Source organism: Lunatibacter salilacus (genome assembly GCF_009797935.1).
Taxonomy (GTDB): Bacteria; Bacteroidota; Bacteroidia; order Cytophagales; family Cyclobacteriaceae; genus Lunatibacter; species Lunatibacter salilacus.
This window is the reverse complement of sequence record NZ_VOLC01000030.1, coordinates 1-19,728: the sequence shown is the minus strand read 5'-3', so window position 1 is coordinate 19,728 and position 19,728 is coordinate 1. Positions and strand designations below refer to the sequence as shown.

Annotated in this window: 20 protein-coding genes; 11 read left to right on the top strand and 9 right to left on the bottom strand. The window is 44.9% G+C overall.

The window, feature by feature from the left end:
- Positions 1 to 18: 18 nt before the first annotated feature.
- The gene (mscL, locus tag FQ608_RS25970) at positions 19 to 453 is read right to left on the bottom strand and encodes a large-conductance mechanosensitive channel protein MscL (RefSeq protein ID WP_158861433.1); all 435 of its coding nucleotides are present in this window, start codon (positions 451 to 453) and stop codon (positions 19 to 21) included.
- 126 nt (positions 454 to 579) lie between these two features.
- Between mscL and FQ608_RS25965 the strand changes: the two genes are divergently transcribed.
- The 6 genes from FQ608_RS25965 (at position 580) to FQ608_RS25940 (ending at position 8,411) form a co-directional block, all read left to right on the top strand.
- On the top strand, positions 580 to 2,658 hold the full coding sequence (locus FQ608_RS25965; RefSeq protein WP_158861432.1) for a S9 family peptidase: 2,079 nt from the start codon (positions 580 to 582) through the stop codon (positions 2,656 to 2,658).
- 293 nt (positions 2,659 to 2,951) lie between these two features.
- Complete coding sequence (locus tag FQ608_RS25960; protein ID WP_158861431.1) at positions 2,952 to 4,385, top strand: circularly permuted type 2 ATP-grasp protein; 1,434 nt, start codon at positions 2,952 to 2,954, stop codon at positions 4,383 to 4,385.
- A gap of 11 nt (positions 4,386 to 4,396) precedes the next feature.
- Positions 4,397 to 5,377, top strand: a complete 981-nt coding sequence (locus FQ608_RS25955; protein WP_158861430.1) for an alpha-E domain-containing protein — start codon at positions 4,397 to 4,399, stop codon at positions 5,375 to 5,377.
- A complete protein-coding gene (locus FQ608_RS25950) occupies positions 5,374 to 6,114 on the top strand; it encodes a peptidase (RefSeq protein WP_158861429.1) in 741 nt (246 codons plus the stop codon). The genes FQ608_RS25955 and FQ608_RS25950 overlap by 4 nt, the downstream gene beginning before the upstream one ends.
- A gap of 42 nt (positions 6,115 to 6,156) precedes the next feature.
- Entirely contained in the window at positions 6,157 to 7,095 is a 939-nt protein-coding gene (locus tag FQ608_RS25945) for a transglutaminase family protein (RefSeq protein WP_234364411.1), read from the top strand.
- Between the two features lie 59 nt (positions 7,096 to 7,154).
- Positions 7,155 to 8,411 carry a metallophosphoesterase gene (locus FQ608_RS25940; RefSeq protein WP_158861428.1) on the top strand — a complete coding sequence of 419 codons (1,257 nt, stop codon included), beginning with the start codon at positions 7,155 to 7,157 and terminating at the stop codon, positions 8,409 to 8,411.
- A 45-nt stretch (positions 8,412 to 8,456) separates the two neighbouring features.
- Here FQ608_RS25940 and FQ608_RS25935 read toward each other — a convergent pair whose 3' ends face one another.
- The gene (locus tag FQ608_RS25935; RefSeq protein WP_158861427.1) at positions 8,457 to 8,903 is read right to left on the bottom strand and encodes a hypothetical protein; all 447 of its coding nucleotides are present in this window, start codon (positions 8,901 to 8,903) and stop codon (positions 8,457 to 8,459) included.
- Between the two features lie 246 nt (positions 8,904 to 9,149).
- On the opposite strand from FQ608_RS25935, the gene FQ608_RS25930 reads away from it, so the two are divergent.
- Positions 9,150 to 9,302: a DUF5522 domain-containing protein gene (locus FQ608_RS25930; RefSeq protein ID WP_158861426.1), complete on the top strand. Its 153-nt coding sequence runs from the start codon at positions 9,150 to 9,152 to the stop codon at positions 9,300 to 9,302.
- A gap of 47 nt (positions 9,303 to 9,349) precedes the next feature.
- Here FQ608_RS25930 and FQ608_RS25925 read toward each other — a convergent pair whose 3' ends face one another.
- On the bottom strand, positions 9,350 to 10,192 hold the full coding sequence (locus tag FQ608_RS25925; protein ID WP_158861425.1) for an oxygenase MpaB family protein: 843 nt from the start codon (positions 10,190 to 10,192) through the stop codon (positions 9,350 to 9,352).
- A gap of 98 nt (positions 10,193 to 10,290) precedes the next feature.
- Between FQ608_RS25925 and mog the strand changes: the two genes are divergently transcribed.
- From mog to FQ608_RS25910, 3 genes are all read left to right on the top strand, one after another.
- Positions 10,291 to 10,824, top strand: a complete 534-nt coding sequence (gene mog, locus FQ608_RS25920; protein WP_158861424.1) for a molybdopterin adenylyltransferase — start codon at positions 10,291 to 10,293, stop codon at positions 10,822 to 10,824.
- A 56-nt stretch (positions 10,825 to 10,880) separates the two neighbouring features.
- Positions 10,881 to 11,759, top strand: coding sequence for a ChaN family lipoprotein (locus FQ608_RS25915; RefSeq protein WP_158861423.1), 879 nt, complete (start codon positions 10,881 to 10,883; stop codon positions 11,757 to 11,759).
- 157 nt (positions 11,760 to 11,916) lie between these two features.
- Positions 11,917 to 12,720, top strand: coding sequence for a helix-turn-helix domain-containing protein (locus FQ608_RS25910; RefSeq protein WP_158861422.1), 804 nt, complete (start codon positions 11,917 to 11,919; stop codon positions 12,718 to 12,720).
- Between the two features lie 773 nt (positions 12,721 to 13,493).
- Here FQ608_RS25910 and FQ608_RS25905 read toward each other — a convergent pair.
- The 6 genes from FQ608_RS25905 to FQ608_RS25880 all read right to left on the bottom strand — a co-directional run bounded on the left by FQ608_RS25905 (position 13,494) and on the right by FQ608_RS25880 (position 18,869).
- Positions 13,494 to 14,681: an MFS transporter gene (locus FQ608_RS25905; protein WP_158861421.1), complete on the bottom strand. Its 1,188-nt coding sequence runs from the start codon at positions 14,679 to 14,681 to the stop codon at positions 13,494 to 13,496.
- Between the two features lie 46 nt (positions 14,682 to 14,727).
- Positions 14,728 to 15,829, bottom strand: a protein-coding gene (gene prfB / locus FQ608_RS25900) for a peptide chain release factor 2 (protein WP_158861420.1) whose coding sequence is annotated in 2 segments (ribosomal slippage) — positions 14,728 to 15,768 and positions 15,770 to 15,829 — 1,101 coding nt in all. Because the reading frame shifts where the segments join, the coding sequence is not laid out codon by codon here.
- Between the two features lie 72 nt (positions 15,830 to 15,901).
- Positions 15,902 to 16,423, bottom strand: coding sequence for a hypothetical protein (locus FQ608_RS25895; protein WP_158861419.1), 522 nt, complete (start codon positions 16,421 to 16,423; stop codon positions 15,902 to 15,904).
- A 76-nt stretch (positions 16,424 to 16,499) separates the two neighbouring features.
- Positions 16,500 to 17,567, bottom strand: coding sequence for a branched-chain amino acid aminotransferase (locus tag FQ608_RS25890; RefSeq protein WP_158861418.1), 1,068 nt, complete (start codon positions 17,565 to 17,567; stop codon positions 16,500 to 16,502).
- Positions 17,568 to 17,571: 4 nt separating this feature from the next.
- Complete coding sequence (locus tag FQ608_RS25885) at positions 17,572 to 18,120, bottom strand: cob(I)yrinic acid a,c-diamide adenosyltransferase (RefSeq protein WP_158861417.1); 549 nt, start codon at positions 18,118 to 18,120, stop codon at positions 17,572 to 17,574.
- A 32-nt stretch (positions 18,121 to 18,152) separates the two neighbouring features.
- Positions 18,153 to 18,869 carry an ABC transporter ATP-binding protein gene (locus FQ608_RS25880; RefSeq protein WP_158861416.1) on the bottom strand — a complete coding sequence of 239 codons (717 nt, stop codon included), beginning with the start codon at positions 18,867 to 18,869 and terminating at the stop codon, positions 18,153 to 18,155.
- A gap of 104 nt (positions 18,870 to 18,973) precedes the next feature.
- Here FQ608_RS25880 and FQ608_RS25875 point away from each other — a divergent pair, with 104 nt between their 5' ends.
- Complete coding sequence (locus FQ608_RS25875) at positions 18,974 to 19,498, top strand: hypothetical protein (protein ID WP_158861415.1); 525 nt, start codon at positions 18,974 to 18,976, stop codon at positions 19,496 to 19,498.
- Positions 19,499 to 19,728: the final 230 nt, after the last annotated feature.

The following is a 19,728-nucleotide window of genomic DNA, read 5'->3' as shown; positions in this document are numbered from 1 at the left end:
CGTTTTTTGGGTATTGATTTAAGGAAGATTTCCGGATTGTTTTTTCAATAGGTCTCTGATTTCTTCCAACAAAACCTCCTGCTTGTTTACAGTTGGGGGAGGGATAGTATCTGCTACGGCTTCTTTTCTTTTAAGCCGATTGATTAGCTGGACCATCATAAAGATGGCAAATGCAATAATGGCGAAATCTATGACAACTTGGATAAACGCGCCATATCCGAGTGTGACAGCGGCGATCTCTTCTCCGGTGGCACTAATCTCGGCCTCCTTAAGTACGACGGCCAAGTCAGAGAAATCCACTCCGCCTACCAAAAGACCAATTGGGGGCATAATAATGTCAGCCACCAGGGAAGAAACAATCCGGCCAAAGGCACCACCTATAATTACGGCGATGGCAAGATCCACAACATTGCCACGGACAGCAAAATCCCGAAACTCTTTTATCAAACTCATAGTTGTAACAGGTTAAAATGATTAATATAGGGAATTGATTTTAAGGACTAAGATACTGTTTCATTTGAATTAATTTATATCTATTTCCAAATATTGTTTGCCTGTAAAACAACCAACTTAAACATTATGAAAAAAAGAGTTTCCAAAACTCCTCCAAAGGCTAAAAAAATCAACAAAACCCTACTCGACCACGACCACACTCGGGTTGATCCCTTTTTCTGGATGAATGACAGGGAAGACCCGGAAGTGATCGCATATCTCGATGCAGAAAACCACTATACGAAAGCACAGCTAGCTCATACCGAAAAATTTCAGCAGTTGCTTTTTGACGAGATGAAAGGAAGGATTAAAAAAGATGATTCCAGCGTCCCCTACTTTAAAAGTGGTTATTTTTATTATCACCGCTTTGTCACCGGCGGGGAATACCCCATTTATTGTAGAAAAACGGGCAGTTTGGAAGCAGACGAGGAAATTCTCTTGGATGTCAATGAATTGGGCAAAAACGAGGGTTATTTTCAAGTAGGTGGATTGGGTGTGTCTGAAGACGGACAGCTTTTGTGCTATGCGGCGGATAACGTCGGCAGGCGAATTTACCAACTTCATTGGAAAGACTTACAAAGCGGTGAGAATCTTATTGATGCAATTACAGACACTACCGGAAACTTTGTGTGGGCTAATGACAACCGTACCGTTTTCTATTCAAAACAGGATCCGGAAACCTTACGAGCATACAGAATATACAAGCATCAACTTGGCACATCTCAGGAAGACGATGAACTCGTGTATGAGGAGATGGATGAAACCTTCACCTGTCACGTGAAAAAATCCAAGAGTAAGGCCTATATTTTTATTGCTTCTCAAAGTACTGTTTCCTCAGAATACCGATTTGCACCCGCTGATGACTCCAGCCAGCCCTTTTTACTGGTGCAGGAGAGGATAAGAGACTTGGAATATGATATCGAACATGTAAGGGAAGAATTTTACATCCTCACCAATGCCCAGGATGCGAAAAACTTCAAGCTAGTAAAAACGGCTGTGATCCAACCGGGCATGGATAATTGGGAAGATGTCATACCGCACAGGGAAAATGTCTTGCTGGAAGGTTTTGAATTGTTTAATAATCACCTGGTGCTGGAAGAGCGGTTTAATGGATTGACTAGGTTGCAGGTCAGATCCTGGGATGGCGCCCAAAAACACTACATCAAATTGGACGAACCCACCTACACGGTGTGGACAGGATACAATCCGGAGTTTTATACTCAAGTACTGCGCTTTGGATACAATTCCCTGTGTATTCCGAATACAACCTACGATTACGATATGGTAACCCGGGAAAAAACGATGCTAAAACAACAGGAGATTGTAGGTGGCTATTCCCCTGGAGAATACCAATCCGAGAGGTGTTGGGCTATCGCGGAGGACGGTACGGAAGTGCCCATATCGTTAGTGTATAAAAAAGCGCTCTTTCAGAAGTCTGGTAAGAACCCCTTGTTACTTTATGCCTATGGATCCTACGGACACAGCACCGACCCTACATTTAGTTCCAGCAGGCTGAGTTTGCTGGACCGGGGTTTTGTCTTTGCGATCGCCCATATCCGGGGCGGACAGGAGATGGGCAGGTATTGGTATGAGAATGGAAAAATGTTGCAGAAGAAAAACACCTTTTCCGATTTCATTGCCTGTGCGGAATTTTTGATTGGGGAAAAATATACGTCTTCTGACAGCCTTTTCGCCATGGGAGGAAGTGCCGGTGGTCTCCTCATGGGAACCGTAATCAACTGGCGACCAGATCTTTTCAAGGGGGTGGTTGCGGCAGTACCTTTTGTTGATGTGGTGACTACCATGCTGGATGAGACAATCCCACTTACTACCGGGGAATTTGATGAATGGGGCAACCCCAAGGAAAAAAGTTATTACGATTATATGCTTTCCTATTCGCCCTATGACAATGTAAAGAAACAAGATTACCCACACTTGCTAATCACTACAGGGTTGCATGACAGTCAGGTTCAATATTGGGAACCGGCGAAGTGGATTGCGAAACTGCGTGACACGGCGACCGGCGACTCCAAGATCCTTCTCCATACCAACATGGAGGCCGGTCATGGAGGTGCCTCCGGAAGATTTCGCGCCCTTAGGGAATTGGCGATGGAATATGCTTTTATCTTGGATCTTGCCGGAAAATCATTACCGGAAAATAAATAAAAAATTGGGTGGTTTTGGTTGGAAAAATCACCCAATTTCTATTTTTATGCGGGCGAGTTTCTTATTTTGGTTTAAAATTGAAGTAGATTATTTTTTTTGCTTTATTGGAATTTAAGAGCTAAATTATATGCTGTTAAAACGGAGATCTTGAGCAAAATCTTAAAAAAGATGTATGTTTACATTCATTATGAGGTAGATAGGCAGCTTTTAAGAGCTAAAAATGATTCTCCAAATTCAACCCGTTGGGAGACGAAGCTCCCATAATAACCAATAACAGACCAAAACCTATTTGCATGAAGATAGAAAAAGACCATCATCCGGCGATTTATGATGAAATGTATGACGCCTCCGGCAATGTGAGGCCTCATGCCCAGCTTTTCCATGAGTTTCTTACCAGTACCCCCCAGAAGCGTCTCAGTAGGTTACAATTTTCTGCCGATAAGGCCCAGATGGCTATGGGAATGACCTTCAATGTGTATCACGACAAGCAGGGGGTAGAGAAAATCCTTCATTTGGATATAATCCCACGGATCATTCCGGGTAGCGAATGGCAAATCCTGGAGAGAGGACTGAAACAACGGATTCATGCCTTAAACCTTTTTTTGCAGGATATATATAACGAAAGAAAAATCCTTAAGGACAAAGTGGTCCCAGAGGATTTGATTTTGGGAAGTAAAGACTACCTGGAACCCTGCATTGGGATTACCCCTCCAAAAGGAATCTGGTGTCATATTACAGGGACTGACTTGGTTAGAGACCAAACTGGGGCGTACTTTATTTTGGAAGACAATTTGAGATGTCCTTCCGGGGTGTCTTATATGTTGGAAAGTAGGGAAATCATAAAGCGGGCCTTTCCAAATCTCTTTAACAGACTAGGTGTACGGCCTGTTTCTGATTATTCGACCAAACTGCTGAATATGCTGCAGCATCTTTCAGACAAGCAGAAACCCGTCATTGGAGTTCTTACTCCAGGAATTCACAATTCGGCTTATTTTGAACATTCTTATCTCGCCCAGCAAATGGGCGTGGAACTCGTAAGCGGACTGGACCTGGTCGTTAAAGACAAACGTGTTTACATGCAAACTACCCACGGGCTGGAGCAGATAGATGTGCTCTACCGAAGAATAGACGATGTATATCTGGATCCTCTGGCGTTCAGACCGGATTCTATGCTGGGAGTACCGGGGCTTTTTGAAGCGTACAAAGCTGGCAATATAGCCATTGCAAATGCCCCCGGAACCGGAGTGGCCGATGACAAAGCAGTATATGCCTATGTGCCACGTATCATCAAATATTACCTGAATGAAGAACCTATTCTGTCTAACGTGCCGACATACCTTTGCAGGGAAGAGCAGGATAGAAAGTATGTGCTTGAAAATATCGCTGATTTAGTGGTGAAGGAAACCAACGCCGCTGGCGGATATGGAATGCTGATTGGGCCAAAAGCCACCAAAGAGGAGCATGAAAAGTTCCGACAATTGATCAAGTCCAACCCTACCAATTATATTGCTCAGCCCACCCTGTCCTTATCTACCGTACCGACCATAATAGACAACAAATCCATTGAAGGTCGACATGTCGACCTAAGGCCGTATATTCTTTATGGTAGTGACATCGAAGTGATCCCAGGCGCCCTTACCCGGGTAGCCTTAAAGAAAGGGTCTCTGGTGGTCAACAGCTCCCAAGGTGGAGGTAGTAAAGACACTTGGGTATTATTCAACGACTAAAACCAACCAACATGTTAAGTAGAGTAGCTAATTCCATATACTGGCTAGGCAGATACCTGGAGCGTGCCGAAAATTATGCCCGTTTTATCGATGTAAACTTCAACCTGATGCTAGACCTCCCGGGCGATCTTCAAGAGCAGTGGGAACCCCTTATAATGGCAACCGGGGACGATGAATTGTTCAGAGCCAAGCATAATTCATTCACTAAGAAGGAAGTGATCCGGTTTTTGGCGTTTGATACGGATAATCCAAACTCGCTGATTTCATCCATCACTTTTGCGCGTGAGAACGCCAGGATCATTCGAGAAAACCTAACTAAAGAAACTTGGGAAAAACTTAATGAAACCTATCATTTCGTAAAAAAAGGAGCTGAAAAACGAGAATGGGCGAAGGAGGATCCAAGGGCTTTCTTCGAGAGTGTAAAGTGTCAAATCTTGCTTCTTTATGGTCTGGCCGACAATACTGTGGCGCGAACCGAAGGCTGGCACTTTCGGCAGTTGGGACAGTTTCTGGAGCGGGCGGACAAAACTGCCCGAATCTTGGATGTCAAGTACCATATTTTACTTCCATCTAGCGACGAAGTGGGAACACCCTTGGACTTCCTTCACTGGATGGCGCTGCTGAAGTCTGTCACGGCTTTCAACACTTACCGAAGACTCTACGGTAACATCGACCCGCTTGGGGTAGTAGAATTTTTGGTGCTGAACAAATATTTCCCAAGGTCCGTCTTTTACTGCCTCCGGGAAGCCGAGTCCTGCTTGATGAAAATCTCAGGGTCCAACGGGTCAGGCTACTCCAACAGTGCGGAAAAAGCAATGGGAGAATTAAGATCCAAATTGGAGTTTGATGACGTGAGAAATATCATTGGAAACGGACTTCATGAATATTTGGAGCACCTGCTGAAAAAAACTAACGAGATCTCCAATAAAATAAATGATAATTTCTTTCAAATAAAGGATAACTTTGTCAGTCAAACGAACAGGCAAGGATGACATTTTGTATTGGAATCAAAACGAAGTATGGGATAGTGGGGTTGGCGGATACCCGGATTACTTCAGGAAGTGACACCACCACCTCCAAGAAGCTATATACAGTCAACCGAAGGAACCACTCCTTCTTTATCATGACTTCAGGCCTCCGTTCTGTAAGGGACAAGGCCATTACCTATTTTGGGGAGCTGATAGAAAAAGAGGACGCGTCCTTTGACAAAATGTACAAAGCCGTTAACGGATTTGCCGACCAAGTAAAACGTGTCGCCAAAGAGGATAAAACCTCATTGGCGGAATCAGGCCTTAATTTCAATCTCTATTCCATCATCGGCGGTCAATTGGAAGAGGACAAAGAACCCAAGCTATTTATGCTGTATCCGGAGGGCAATTGGATCGAGATAAGGCAGGGTACTCCCTTCGTCATTATCGGTAACACCGGATTTGGAAATCCAGTGTTGCGCCGATCACTGAAATTTGACGAACCTTTGGAATTCGCCTTGAAGAGCGCATTCTTGGCATTTGACGCAACACGAATAAGTGCCAACGACGTCGATTATCCCATCGATACAGTTATTCTTGAAAATGATACATATAACATCGTAGAAAACCGGTTTGAACAACACGAACTTCACCATATCTCCGAGTACTGGAACAACTGTCTTAAAGAAGCCATCAACAAGCTTCCGGCAAATGTGTTGAACAAAGCATTTCAGCACGAAGAAATTGAAGACGGGGAATGATTTTTGGTAGGTAGTATAAAGAAGCAAAGTAAAACATCAGTTTTGCAAAAGGCATTTTATTCCCCTGCCTATATTTGGAATACTGCAGGTCACAGCATGACCCCACTTGGACCAACTATCCTGATGAAACTGAATATCGTACACCATTCACTTTATACCTACGACCGCACCGTTCAACTCAATCCGCACACGTTATTCCTCAAGCCACTACAACGTGACAATATAAAGTTACTTTCCTACGACATAGAAGTAACCCCAACCCCTCTGGGAATCAACGAAAGGTTTAGCTTAGAAGGAAATCCCTACTTTCAAGTTTGGTTTACCGGATTTACCGAAAAGCTGGAGATCTTGGTAAACATGGAATTGGAAGTTGGTTCCTTTAATCCTTTTGGGTTTTTGATAGACGTAGATTTTATTAAGCAGATAAATGCTGCAAAATTGCCTGTATTTCACTATCAGGAGGAAGAGCGGGTGTTGTTGATGCCCTATCTAAAGTTTGAGGAAAATATTGAACTGGCCGACTTTGCTAAAAAACACTTGAAGGATACCAATCCCCTGTCTTTTTTGATGTCCATGGCTGGAGATATTCATATAAATTGGGATCATATTATCCGAATGGAAGAGGATGTATGGAGCCCTGATTATACTTTCCAAATAAAGAAGGGTTCCTGCCGGGATTTGTCTTGGATGATGATTCAACTACTGCGTTCGGTTGGGCTCGCCTCCAGGTATGTCAGCGGGTATGCATTTAATCCGGAGTTGGATGAGGGCAATGAGTTACATGCTTGGGTTGAAGCCTATATCCCCGGAGCGGGGTGGGTAGGGGTAGATCCGAACTTGGGTCTGCTAACAGACGAGCACTATATTCCACTGGCTTGTAGTAATCACCCTAGCCGTACCCTTCCTGTTCATGGAACAGTGGGAGGGGATGAGCCTTCAACTTCTACCTTGGATGCTAAGGTCACCATCTCCATTGTCTAAGGGAATAAAGAAACCTTTTTGGTATTTTTTCGATTAACTACAAGGTAAATCAAATTCGCATGAACAATCTCGGACCAGTTATTTTTATTCTTACAATCTTTCTGTTTAGTTGTTTTTTAAACTGGTACACCTTTCAAGGTTTTAAAACGCTGTTTCAATCCTGGGAAAGCAACCGGCCAAGATTGATACTGATGGCTACCTATTGGTTGGTGTTCGGAGGTATTACGCTTTGGATAATTTTTACTTTTTTTAGAATTTCAAGAGAGGGACAGATCAGTACGGATTCCCAGAAAGTATTAAATCTATTTCTAACTGTTACTGTCACCCAAATCACAATCATTTTATTTCTATTCGGGGAGGACATTTATAGGGCAGTTTCTTCAGGAATAAGTTATCTGCGGGGAAAAGCAGATGTAGATGCAAGCCATTTGCCGGATAGGAGAAAATTTATAAGCCAAGTTGCATTTGCGGTGGCTGTTATTCCCTTTTCTGGATTTGTTTATGGGATTCTGAAAGGAAAATATAATTTCAAGGTAATTCGCCAAACAATTTATTTTAAAGATTTGCCAGAAGCATTTGATGGCTTTACTATCACTCAATTATCCGATATCCATGCGGGTAGTTTTAAAGACTATAAAGCTGTTCAGCGTGGGATAGATTTGGCAGCTGGTCAAGGGTCGGATCTTTTTGTATTCACTGGGGATCTGGTCAATCATAAAGCGGAAGAAATAGAACCCATGCTGGAGGGATTCAGTAAAATCAAGGCACCTTATGGACAGTTCTCCATCTTGGGAAACCACGATTATGGGGATTATGTGTCCTGGCCAAGCAAAGAAGCCAAGGAAAGAAACTTTGAAAACCTCAAGAAACAGCATGAGCGATTAGGGTATCGATTGCTGTTGGACGAACATGTGGTCCTGGAGAAGGATGGGCAGAAAATAACGCTCCTTGGTGTGGAAAATTGGGGGGTTGGGTTTCATGCCAAAGGGGATTTGGAAAAGGCACTGAACAATACCTCTCCGCAGGATTTTAAGATTCTGCTTTCCCATGATCCTTCCCATTGGGACGAAGAGGTCAAAAACAATCCGAAAAATATACACCTCACCCTCAGCGGACATACCCATGGGATGCAGTTTGGCATAGAAACACCCATTGTCAAATGGAGTCCCGCACAGTACCGATACCCCAACTGGGCTGGACTGGCTGAGCAAGCAGGGAGATTTCTTTATGTAAATCGGGGCTTTGGCTTCCATGCCTTTTCGGGAAGGGTGGGGATCTGGCCGGAAATTACGGTATTGGAATTAAAAAAAGGATAGCGGTGACGCCATCCTTTTTAGCATTTAGAGCCGTTTTTTGTGATTCTATCTGGAAAAAAACAATCGGGTAATAAAAATCCCCTGGCCGTCATCAGCTCCGGCATTACTCTCAACTCCACTGGTGACGAAGGTAAGTTTCCATCCATCTGCGACCATTGTATTCACTTTGGAGGCGATCACCGCGTCATTGGATGCGATGTTCTGAAAGTTGATCCCTGTGGCACTGAAAAAGTTCAACAGCTTAGTTTCTTCCAGTTCATCGACTTTGATATCCGAACGGCTGATTTCTTTTTGATTGCTTTTCTTTCCATCGGTTCTGTCGGTGGTGAATTCCTCATAATTGCTTTGAGTTTGGCTATCGATGATGCGGGACCTTCCTATGCCCATTGGAACGATGGACTCTACAACCGTAATGATTTTAAATTCTTGTTGGGCGAATGCTTCCAAACCAAACATCCCCAAAAACAGTAGGACTAACAAATTTTTTTTCATGTGTTTATAAATTGTTTTTTAGAGGTCACATGGAATCTCGCATGGATTATAATCGTCCCACTGTGTGAGATTTTCCTCATGCTCGATTTCATGAAAGTGTAAAATAAATTGTTTAAATAAATGAGATACATCCAATAGACGGAAAGACAGGAAAAAATGTTGATTTTCGCTAAAGAAATTTTAAAAAAACTATTAAAGACAAACCGCTGTTATTAAAACTGTTACCATTCTGAGTTTAATCTAACCATGTCCCAAGAAATCAAGCTTATAGAAGGGATCCATTTTTATATGGAAGGGCCCTATGTGGTATTTACAGAGACCTATCATTTGCTCCGGGGGTTTTGCTGTGGAAGCGGATGCAGGCATTGTCCCTACACCAAAAAAACTGATAAAAAGTGAACAGGTGCCTATCCAATAAAGTGAAGCTTTAATCCTTGTGGACTTGATTATCGAAAGGTACCTAACTCCTGTATCTCGTACCCGTTTGGATAGGTATGGCGTTTTTTTAGAGTTCCAAGTTTTGGTTTAGTAGATTCAGGTAGAAATCTTAAGAATGCCGCCCGGGTTTTCATGCCGGCTAAGATTATCTTTTCGAGTAGTAATGGAGGATTTTCAAATCCCATGGCCTTCCGAAGTGGAGGATCCATCAATGAAATTGCCGTGGGCCGGGAGAACCGTATTAACCAGCTGGGCAGATAAAAACTAAGTAAAAGATCCAATGTCTTTAGACCCACCAAACGGTTTGCAGGATCATACTTAAAATGTTCCCTCTCGTAGTTTCGGTTGAATACTTCAAACTCATCCAAGCTAGCCGGCACATGCTGAATCCCCATCCGTTTGGCCAATTCGAAATAATTGATAAAGGTGGCTTCTTTTTCCTTTTGGGTGAAGGGTCTCCACCCAAACTTATCCATCCAACGTATAGGTTCGAAAATAAAGGTTGAAAGCACATACAGATAGGAATCATTGGCTATACGAAACCTTCCATGCATGGCATTCATTCGGGCGATCGCCTGACTCCCCCGCTCGCTATCCATGCCGTTTTCAAGGATCTCATAGAGGATCAGTTCGGTATCATCATAGCGCTTACGTGTCCTTTCGGTAAATTCGCCCGTGGCAACCAACAATTTCGAAATAGCAGGTATCCCGAATGTCCGGAAAAGAGCAAATTCAAGGGCCTTTTCCATGTCCCAGGGAAAGCAGTGAAAAGTCAGGAGAAAAGCAATTCGGTGCCAATCGATATTCGGATCCGAGTTGCTTATCTCATTGGTAAATCGTTTGTTTTTCATCCCGATAAAAATCCGTTACTTTGAAACAAAGTTAATACAATTAGCGGGGGTTGCCCAACACTAACAGGTTTTGGATTAATCCTTGAAAACATCATGTCATGCAAGAAATTAAAATTGGAATCATCACTTCGTCAGACAGGGCCGCGGCCAATGTATATGAGGATATATCCGGAAAAGAAATCATCCGCACCCTCAGTGAATACCTTACTTCTCCTTGGGAACCTGTCTATCGGGTTGTCCCAGATGAGCAGGATCAGTTGGAACAGACAATGGTTGAACTAAGCGACGGTGAGGGGTGCTGCCTGATTGTTACTACAGGCGGCACAGGTCCGGCGTTGCGCGATGTTACCCCGGAAGCCACCGAGGCAGTATGCCAAAAAATGATGCCTGGTTTTGGCGAACTGATGCGTCAAGTCAGTTTGGCCTATGTGCCGACGGCGATCCTTTCCCGGCAGACTGCGGGGATTAGAAACCGAAGCCTGATTGTCAACCTACCCGGAAAGCCTTCGGCGATACGGCAGTGTCTCGATGCCGTATTTCCTGCTATTCCTTACTGCATTGACCTTATCGAAGGACCTTTCTTGGAAGCAAATGCAGAGGTGATCCAGGTATTCCGTCCTAAGAAAAAATAATATGCGAAATTCCGAAATCTATTTTTGGAAGTAGCGCAACCTTATTCAATTCGATCATGAAAACTCTTTTTTGCTTCTTTTGTATTCTAATTTGTGAGCAACAGCTAGCTGCCCAGCAGGAATGGGAAAAGTATATGAAAATCTTTGATGTTCGAACTGGCGAAGAATGCAAAATCTCGGATTTGGTTGCGGCAATGGAGGATGTGGATGTGTTGTTTTTTGGAGAAGAACATGACGACAGTATTGCCCATCAGATTCAGGCAGTGCTTTTTGAGAATCTGTTAGAGGTTTACAAGGATGTTACGCTTAGTCTGGAGATGTTTGAGCGTGATGTACAGCTGGTCATGGATGAATATTTGGCGGACCATATCACCGAGGCCAAGCTAAGGGAGGAGGGCAGAGCTTGGAAAAACTATGACGACTATTCTCCCATGGTAAACCTCGCCAAGTCTAAGGGTCAGCTAGTGGTGGCTGCCAATGTACCTACCCGATATGCCAATTTGGTGTCAAGAAAAGGACTGGATGCCTTAAAGGATTTGCCAAAAGAGTCAAAAAGATACCTGCCATCTCTGCCGATTTTCACTTACCATCCCTTCTATGAGAAAAAATTCAATGAGGCAATGGGGGGACATGGCCACGGGATGGGGCCAACCATCTTTCACGCCCAATTGCTCCGTGACGCAACTATGGCCGAAAGTGTTTTTGAGACTTGGAGAAAAAATAAAAAGACCAAAATACTTCACCTTAACGGAAGATTTCACAGTGATGAATACTTGGGTACTGTGGCCGAATTGAAGCGACGTCGCAAAAGAATGGATATCCTTACCATAAGCTGTTTTTCCTCAGAGGATTTTGACGCACCGGAGTGGGATGAGCATGCAGGATTGGGGAATTTTGTTATCCTGACAGATCCTACTGTATCCAAGTCGTTTTAAGTTTATATGGAGAGATGTTTATATTGAAGTTTTTTTGAAAATAGGCTACTAGCTCTGTAAAAGTTAAAAGTCGGGTAAATGTCGGGCATAATCCTTCGATAATTCAGGTCTTCAATCGGTAAAAATGATGAAAATTGTGAAAGAAAAAATTTACGCCATGAAGACAACACAACCCCAATTAGGTCAAAAAATCCTGGAGCTTCGTAAAGCCAATGGGCTGACCCAGGAAGAACTCGTAGAGCGATGCAATATCAATGTCAGGACCATTCAGCGCATAGAGGCTGGAGAAGTCACTCCACGTCCACATACGATTCGGGTGATACTGGAAGCATTGAATTATGAATTTCGGCAAAATGATTCCGAAGCTTCTCCGTCTCTTGATCCCAGGATTGCCGCATGGTTTTTAAGGGGACTTATAGCCGGAGGTATTTACCTTATTCTTGCATTTGTAGAAGCCTATTTGGAATTTCAACTGATTTCTGACGGGAGTGCAACCATTTCACCGCTATTATATACCCTAATCAAAGTAGGCGTTGCGGTATCTTTCCTAGGGTATATGGGAGGGTTTTTTGCTATGGGAAATGCGTTTCGAAATAGCTGGATAAAGCTAGGCAGTATTTTGTTAGCTGCGGGTACGGTGCTGTGCCTTTCTTCGGACTTGTTGATGTTCTTTAATGATTACATTTCTCGGGAAGGTATTCTTGTTAGCCAATCAATCCTGGCAGGAGTACTTTATCCTGTGTTTGGTGTGGGATTAATTGCCTATCAGAAGCGCTTTGGGAATTTGGCACTGGTTACGGGAATTCTTACCATCCTAACCGGACTGGCCTTCCTCAGTGTGGTGCTAGCACTGCCAGGATTGGTATTATTGACTGTCGTGGAGGTATTGGGATTGGTACTGCTTTATCGGGCGTATGAGTATGGTGTAAGTAAACCAGTGGGTTCAACAGTGGCTGATTAAATTTGGAACGCATTCACTATATACGCGTCGACACTATATAATTTATATGTTTTTGAACATACGAGATCATATGAGTTAAAAACTATTCGTTGCTGTAACAATGTACCACCCAACCCTCTGGGAGGGCGATCGATGACATCAAGAAAGTTGTTTTTTTTCTTCCAAAGATTCGATGCCTCGTCCTGACCACAATCATAAAATCCCAGAGGGATGGCCGATATAATAGCCCCGGGTTTCAACCCGGGGGTTCAGAAATAACGTATTTATGGAGTTTTGGCCGCACAAACCGTTAATTCGGCAGTACCCTAACCTCCAAAACCCGAGCCCGGTTGGTACAGCGTCTTGTGTCGGAACCGACTATTCTCATCTCTCGGACAAATTCTGACAACTCCGGGATCGGTAACGGTTTTCCAACCGACGGGAAGGCAGGGATTAACATAGTTGGGTTTTGGCGCCAAAAACCTTGCTTCTTCGACCAGTCCCGTTGCCAAAATACAATCGAATGAATCATCAATCAAATCCAGGGTTAGAAAACCCCGGCATTTGAGAGGTTAGACCATTTTATCCCTATTCCATTATTGATAATGAGCCATTAACAATTAACCATTAATATAGAAGGCTTGGAATTAACACAAAAAATCCCACCAATCAGACTTTTAACAGAGATTGAATTCATCAAGAATATATAATTCAATCCTAAATCTACAATCCCTGTTCCGATTTAAAAAATATTTCCACCATATTTCAGCCGTAGGCTATATTTCCACCATATTTCATTTCCCTCCCGATACCATATTCCTCTCAGGCCTTGGCACAAACCATAGCAGCATAAATGCAACTCCCGCCGTACCGGCGCATATAAAAAAAATCAACGAAAAATTCTCGACCTTATTCGCAAAAATCCAGCCGGAAGCCAAGGCACCCAATCCAATGCCGGCCTCCAGGGCAATATACATGGTGGCCAAGGCCCTGCCCCGAAACTTTTCCAGCGAAAGATCTATCGTCCATGCCGTGAGGGTGGGATTGTTCATGCCGATAGAAAAACCATATAATACCGCTCCTGTCAGCAGCATCAATTTGCTATCCGCAAATGCTACCGTCAGCATGGCTACAACCATGGTAAGCGTAGCCGCTTTTAGTACCGGAATTCGTCCATATTTGTCCGATGCCTTGCCAGCTAACACCCGTATAGCGAGGGACGCCACTGTAAACACAGCAAAGAATAAGCCTTTGTTACTGATGCCCAAATGTTCGGAGAAATCCGGGATAATGGTCAATACCACGCCAAAGGAAAACACGGAAAATATAAGCACTATAGAAGGCGCAAAGACCCGTTTTTCCAGGATTTCATTTCTGCCAAGTCTTAGGTGGCTGAGACGCAGTTTTTCCTTTTCCGGCAAAGTCTCCTTAAGCCGGTAGAGAATTAGGATGGAAAGGAGTGAGATAAATGCGGAAAGATAAAACAAAGGTTCTACACCCCATATTGTTGCGATATATCCTCCGACAGCAGGTCCCGCAGCCATTCCCAGAGAGCCAAACAGGGACTGTATGCCCATGGCCTCGCCGCGTTTGCCAAAAGGAATGATATCGGCCAGATAGGCCGCCGAACCGGTTGGGGTAAACCCCGTGGAAAAACCGTGGAGAAAGCGTAAAAACAAAAACCCACTCACTGTAGTCATCAGGGGATAAAGCAGGCTGACAACCACACAGACGACCACACCCGTGACCATCACCGGTATGCGACCAATTTTGTCTGCCAACTTTCCGCTAAAAGGTCGGGATAGACCTGCTGAGAGGGTGAACAGTGCAATAATATACCCTTTGTAGTCCTCTCCTCCTATGCTGCTCAAGTACCCCGGCAGCTCGGGAATAATCATATTGAAGCTGCTGAAAAACAAAAAGTAACTCAGACATAACAGGTGAAAGTCAATGGTATAGATGGAGGTGGACTTCGTGTTCATCTAATCGAAAAAAGGCCGGAAATTTCCGGCCCTTAGTAGTGTGTTTTTAAGAATCCTTTACTGCTTCCTCGTTTTGGGCGAGCAGAAATGCCTTGATAAAATCGTTCAGATCCCCATCCAAAACAGCCTGCACATCTGAGGTTTCATGTCCGGTCCGCGCATCTTTGGCCAGCTTGTAGGGGTGAAGTACGTAGTTCCGGATCTGGGATCCGAAGTCGATCCTCATCTTCCCGGATTCCACCTTGGCCCGTTCGGCGTTTCGTTTCTCCATTTCCAACTGGTACAGTCGGGATTTTAGCATTTGCATTGCTTTTTCACGGTTCGCCAGTTGGGAGCGTTCGATCTGGCAGACAACCACAATTCCCGTGGGTTTGTGTGTCAACTGCACCTTGGTTTCCACCTTGTTGACATTCTGACCACCGGCACCACCCGAGCGGGAGGTGTGCAGTTCTATGTCTGAGGGATTAATCTCGATATTAATGGTATCGTCCACCACGGGATATGCATAAACGGAAGCAAAAGAAGTATGCCTTCTTCCTCCACTGTCAAAAGGAGAAATCCGCACCAGCCGGTGAACACCTATTTCTGACTTCAAGAAGCCATACGCCAAGGGTCCTTCAAACTCCAGAGTAACGGACTTGATACCTGCGACTTCTCCTTCCTGAAGGTCGACCTCACGGACTTTGTATCCGTTTTTCTCCCCCCACATGATATACATCCGCATCAGGATGGCGGCCCAGTCGTTGCTTTCCGTCCCGCCGGCACCCGGGTTGATTTCCAGCATGGCGTTAAGTTGGTCTTCCTCGCTGCTGAGCATTTTTTTAAGCTCCAGTTCTTCCAGTGCCTTGCTTATCTTTTGGAATTCCTTTTTGATTTCCGCCTCGGAGACATCTCCGGCAGCGTAAAACTCTTGCAATACTTCCAAATCCCCAATACCTGTATCGAGGGTATCGAAGGCATTGGTCCAGGCTTTTCTGGCCTGTATTTGTTTCATTACCTTTTCCGCTTCCTCGGGATCATTCCAAAAATCCGGTTGCATGGAAATGGCTTCAAATTCTTCTATTTCGGCTTTCTTACGATCGTAGTCAAAGATACCTCCTCAAGGCCAAAACGCGGGCCTTCAAGTCTTTCAACTGGTCTTGTGTCATATTGATTTTAGTTTTTTACAGTGCAAATTTGGGTAATTTTGGGGGCATTACCTATTTCTTGTTCCCGAATACTTACTGAATGTTTTCCCACTCTTCCCGGGTGATAACCTGAATCTTATTTCTTCCCCGAAGCCTGAATTTTTTATACCTCACTTGGGACATGATGAGACTGGCGCCTACCAATCCGCCGGCAATTCCCAAACTCACATTATTGTAGGAGAGCCTTCCGTCTGCATAGAGGCTGTTGATGGTTTCCGCCGTAAGCAGCAGGACTGCTCCGGCGGCAGGCAGTAGGGTAAGGTTTTTCAGGGTACGGTTCCGTTCGTCTTTGAGGCGGATATCTATGGCCTCCAGTTGGTGAAGGGAGAGTACATTTTCCGAAAGTTCGATATATTCCGGAGTGATTTCCCGAATGTTATCGGTGATGTAGTAGCCTATTTCACGCTGTAGATAGGTGATGGATTCACCCACTTCGAAGGTTATCCTGGTTTTTTGGTTGCTGCCCCGCTGTAGAATGAGCATGTTTTGAGCCAGGGTTTCAGTGCCCAAAAGCATGACAGCACATGCGGAAAAAATACAGATTTTTATGCTCATGTGTAAGGGGGGAAACAGGGTTTTTGGGATTCAAAAAAGAGTCCTGATCCCAAACGTCCGGGATCAGGGCCCCAAATCAATATTTTCTTATCCACCCTCGGGTATCTTCTTCCAAGCCGTATTTGATGGCGTCCAGTTTTTTCAAAACCCGGTTAGAAAATGCATCGGAAGACTTTTCGGGAAGCTGATAGTCCTTGTCGTTGACATTTATCCGCTGAATATGTGCCACAGTTGCGGCTGTACCGGTCCCGAAGGCTTCCTGCAGGGAACCGTTCTCTAGACATTCCTGAAGCTCGTTTACACCTAAAAAACGCTCTTCCAGCGGCATACCCATTTCCTGGGCAAGCGTGAGTATACTGTCGCGGGTGATACCTTTTAGAATAGTGCCTGTATTTGTAGGAGCAGTAACCAGGGTTCCGTTTATGACAAACATCACGTTCATGGTACCACTTTCCTCAATGTGCTGATGCGTTTTCCCATCGGTCCACAAAAGCTGATCATATCCCTGTTTTTGAGCTTGTAATGCGGGATAGAGGGAGCCTGCATAGTTGCCAGCCGCCTTTGCAAATCCGGTACCGCCTTCGATAGCACGACTGTAGTGCGTCTCTACTTTTACGGATACGGGTTTCGAGTAATAATTTCCCACCGGACTGGTCAGGATCATAAATTTATATTTAAAGGAAGGCCTTATCCCCAGGAATTCGTCGGTTGCGAAAATAAATGGACGAATATATAGCGAACATCCTGGCTTAGAGGGCACCCATTCCCTGTCCAAATCCAAGAGTTGGCTCATACCCTCCATGAAGAGTTCTTCGGGTAGTTCGGGTATGCACATGCGCTTGCCAGATTCGTTTAGCCTGCGGTGGTTGGCATCCGGACGGAATACGATGATTTCTCCATGTTCGTTTTTATAGGCTTTCAATCCCTCAAATATGGACTGTCCATAATGCAATGTCGCATTAGCTGGATTGATAGTAAGGGGTGCGTAGGGCACGATCCTGGGCATTTGCCAATCCCCGTCAGCGTAATCCACGACAAACATGTGGTCACTGAGAATGTGGCCAAAAGTCAGGTTATCAAAATCAGTTTCCTGCAATTTTGAAGTGGTTGTTTTTGTTATGTTAATTTCTACCGTCTTGTTCATGATTTTAATCTCTTGGTGCCCAAGTAGTTTCTTCAATATTCAATTCTTGGGCCATTTTACGGCCTAAAACAAAAAGAAAATCCGATAACCGATTAAGGTATTGGATGATTTTTTCTTCAATGTGTTCGACTTCATGAAGTAGGACCACACAGCGCTCTGCTCTTCTGCAGACTGTCCTTGCCAGGTGGGCCACAGATACGGATGCATGGCCACCGGGAAGAATAAAGTTTTTCAGTGCAGGCAATGATTCGTCCATAGCATCGATTTCCCGCTCCAGCATAAAGATGTCCTCATCCAAAATATCCGGTTTTTTAACCCGTACCTCTCCACTAACTGTGGCTAGAGTCGCCCCAACGGTGAACAGCCTATCTTGTATTTCTTTGAGCAATGCATGTCTCTTGCTGTTAACTTCCTGGTCTTTTAACAGACCCAAAAATGCGTTCAATTCGTCAACGGTGCCGTAGGCGTCTATTCGGATATGGGATTTGGGGACTCTTTTGCCTCCTAATAGAGAAGTATCTCCACCGTCTCCGGTTTTGGTATATATTTTCATAAATCGTTTCGTACCACTTAGTCAATCAGCTCCTAAATCAAGACTTGTTTGCCTATGGTTGGGTTGGCATTTACTTTGTCAGATTCTACCAGTCCATCTCTCAACCGGATCACTCTGTGCGCAAATTGGGCAATTTCATCCTCGTGGGTAACCATAATGATGGTATTTCCTTTCTGATGCAGTTCGTGAAAGAGGTCCATGATGTCATGGGAGGTCTTGCTGTCCAAGTTACCTGTAGGTTCATCGGCCAGAATAATGCTCGGATCATTCACCAGTGCCCTGGCAATGGCTACCCGCTGCCGCTGTCCGCCGGAGAGTTCGTTTGGCTTATGATGTACCCGGTCTTCCAAGCCCACACTTTTCAGTGCTAAGAACGCTTTTTCTGACCGATCTGTTTTGTTAAATCCGGCATAAATTAAAGGCAAGGCTACATTTTCCAAACAAGTGGCCCTTGGGAGTAGATTAAATGTCTGGAAGACAAACCCGATTTCCTTGTTACGGATTTCAGCCAGCTCATTTTCGGTCATATCACTAACGTCTTTGCTGTTAAGGATATAGGTCCCCGCAGTGGGTGTATCCAAGCAGCCGACGATATTCATCAGGGTAGACTTGCCGGAACCGGATGGTCCCATAAAGGCCACATATTCGCCGCGGTTCACCGTGATGCTCACTGATTTCAGTGCCTTGACTTCCTCTACCCCCATGACGTAGGTTTTTTGAATATTTTCGGTTTTTATGATTTCAGCCATTTACCTTCAGATTTAATCCGTGAAGATAACGTTTTATGGCTGAAAAAAGATATGATTCAGGGATTTTTGATAAATGGGAAATTGAAGCGTTTGATTAGGTGGGAGTGGCTCGAGCATTGAGCTCACGCAGCGGGCGCAACGGTTTTCACGCGGCGGGCGCAGCGATTTGTTTCACGCGGCGGGCGCAACGGTTTTCACGCGGCGGGCGCAGCGATTTGTTTCACGCGGCGGGCGCAACGGTTTTCACGCGGCGATCGCAACGGTTTTTACGCGGCGGGCGCAGCGATTTGTTTCACGCGGCGAACGCAACGGTTTGTTTCACGCAGCGGGCGCAACGGTTTTCACGCGGCGAACGTAGCGATTTGTTTCACGCGGCGGGCGCAACGGTTTTTACGCGGCGGGCGCAGCGATTTGTTTCACGCAGCAATCGCAACGGTTTTCACGCGGCGAACGCAACGGTTTGTTTCACGCAGCGGGCGCAACGGTTTTCATGCAGCGGGCGCAGCGATTTGTTTCACGCGGCGGGCGCAACGATTTGTTTCACTCAGCGGGCGCAACGGTTTTCACGCGGCTGGCGCTGCGATTTGTTTCACGCGGCGGGCGCAACGGTTTTTACGCGGCGAACGTAGCGATTTGTTTCACGCAGCGGGCGCAAAGGTTTTCACGCGGCGGGCGCAGCGATTATTTTTGTTTAGCGCTAATCATAGCATATACTACTAGGGATTTTCTCAAGTGTCTACCGCGTTTTTTAAATTTTCCGCTGCGAACGCTGCGATTTGTCGTTGCGTCCGCTGCGAGAAACCTTTTTTTCAAACGTCTACATCAGCGATTTTTCAACACCTTTTCTCTGCGTCCGCCG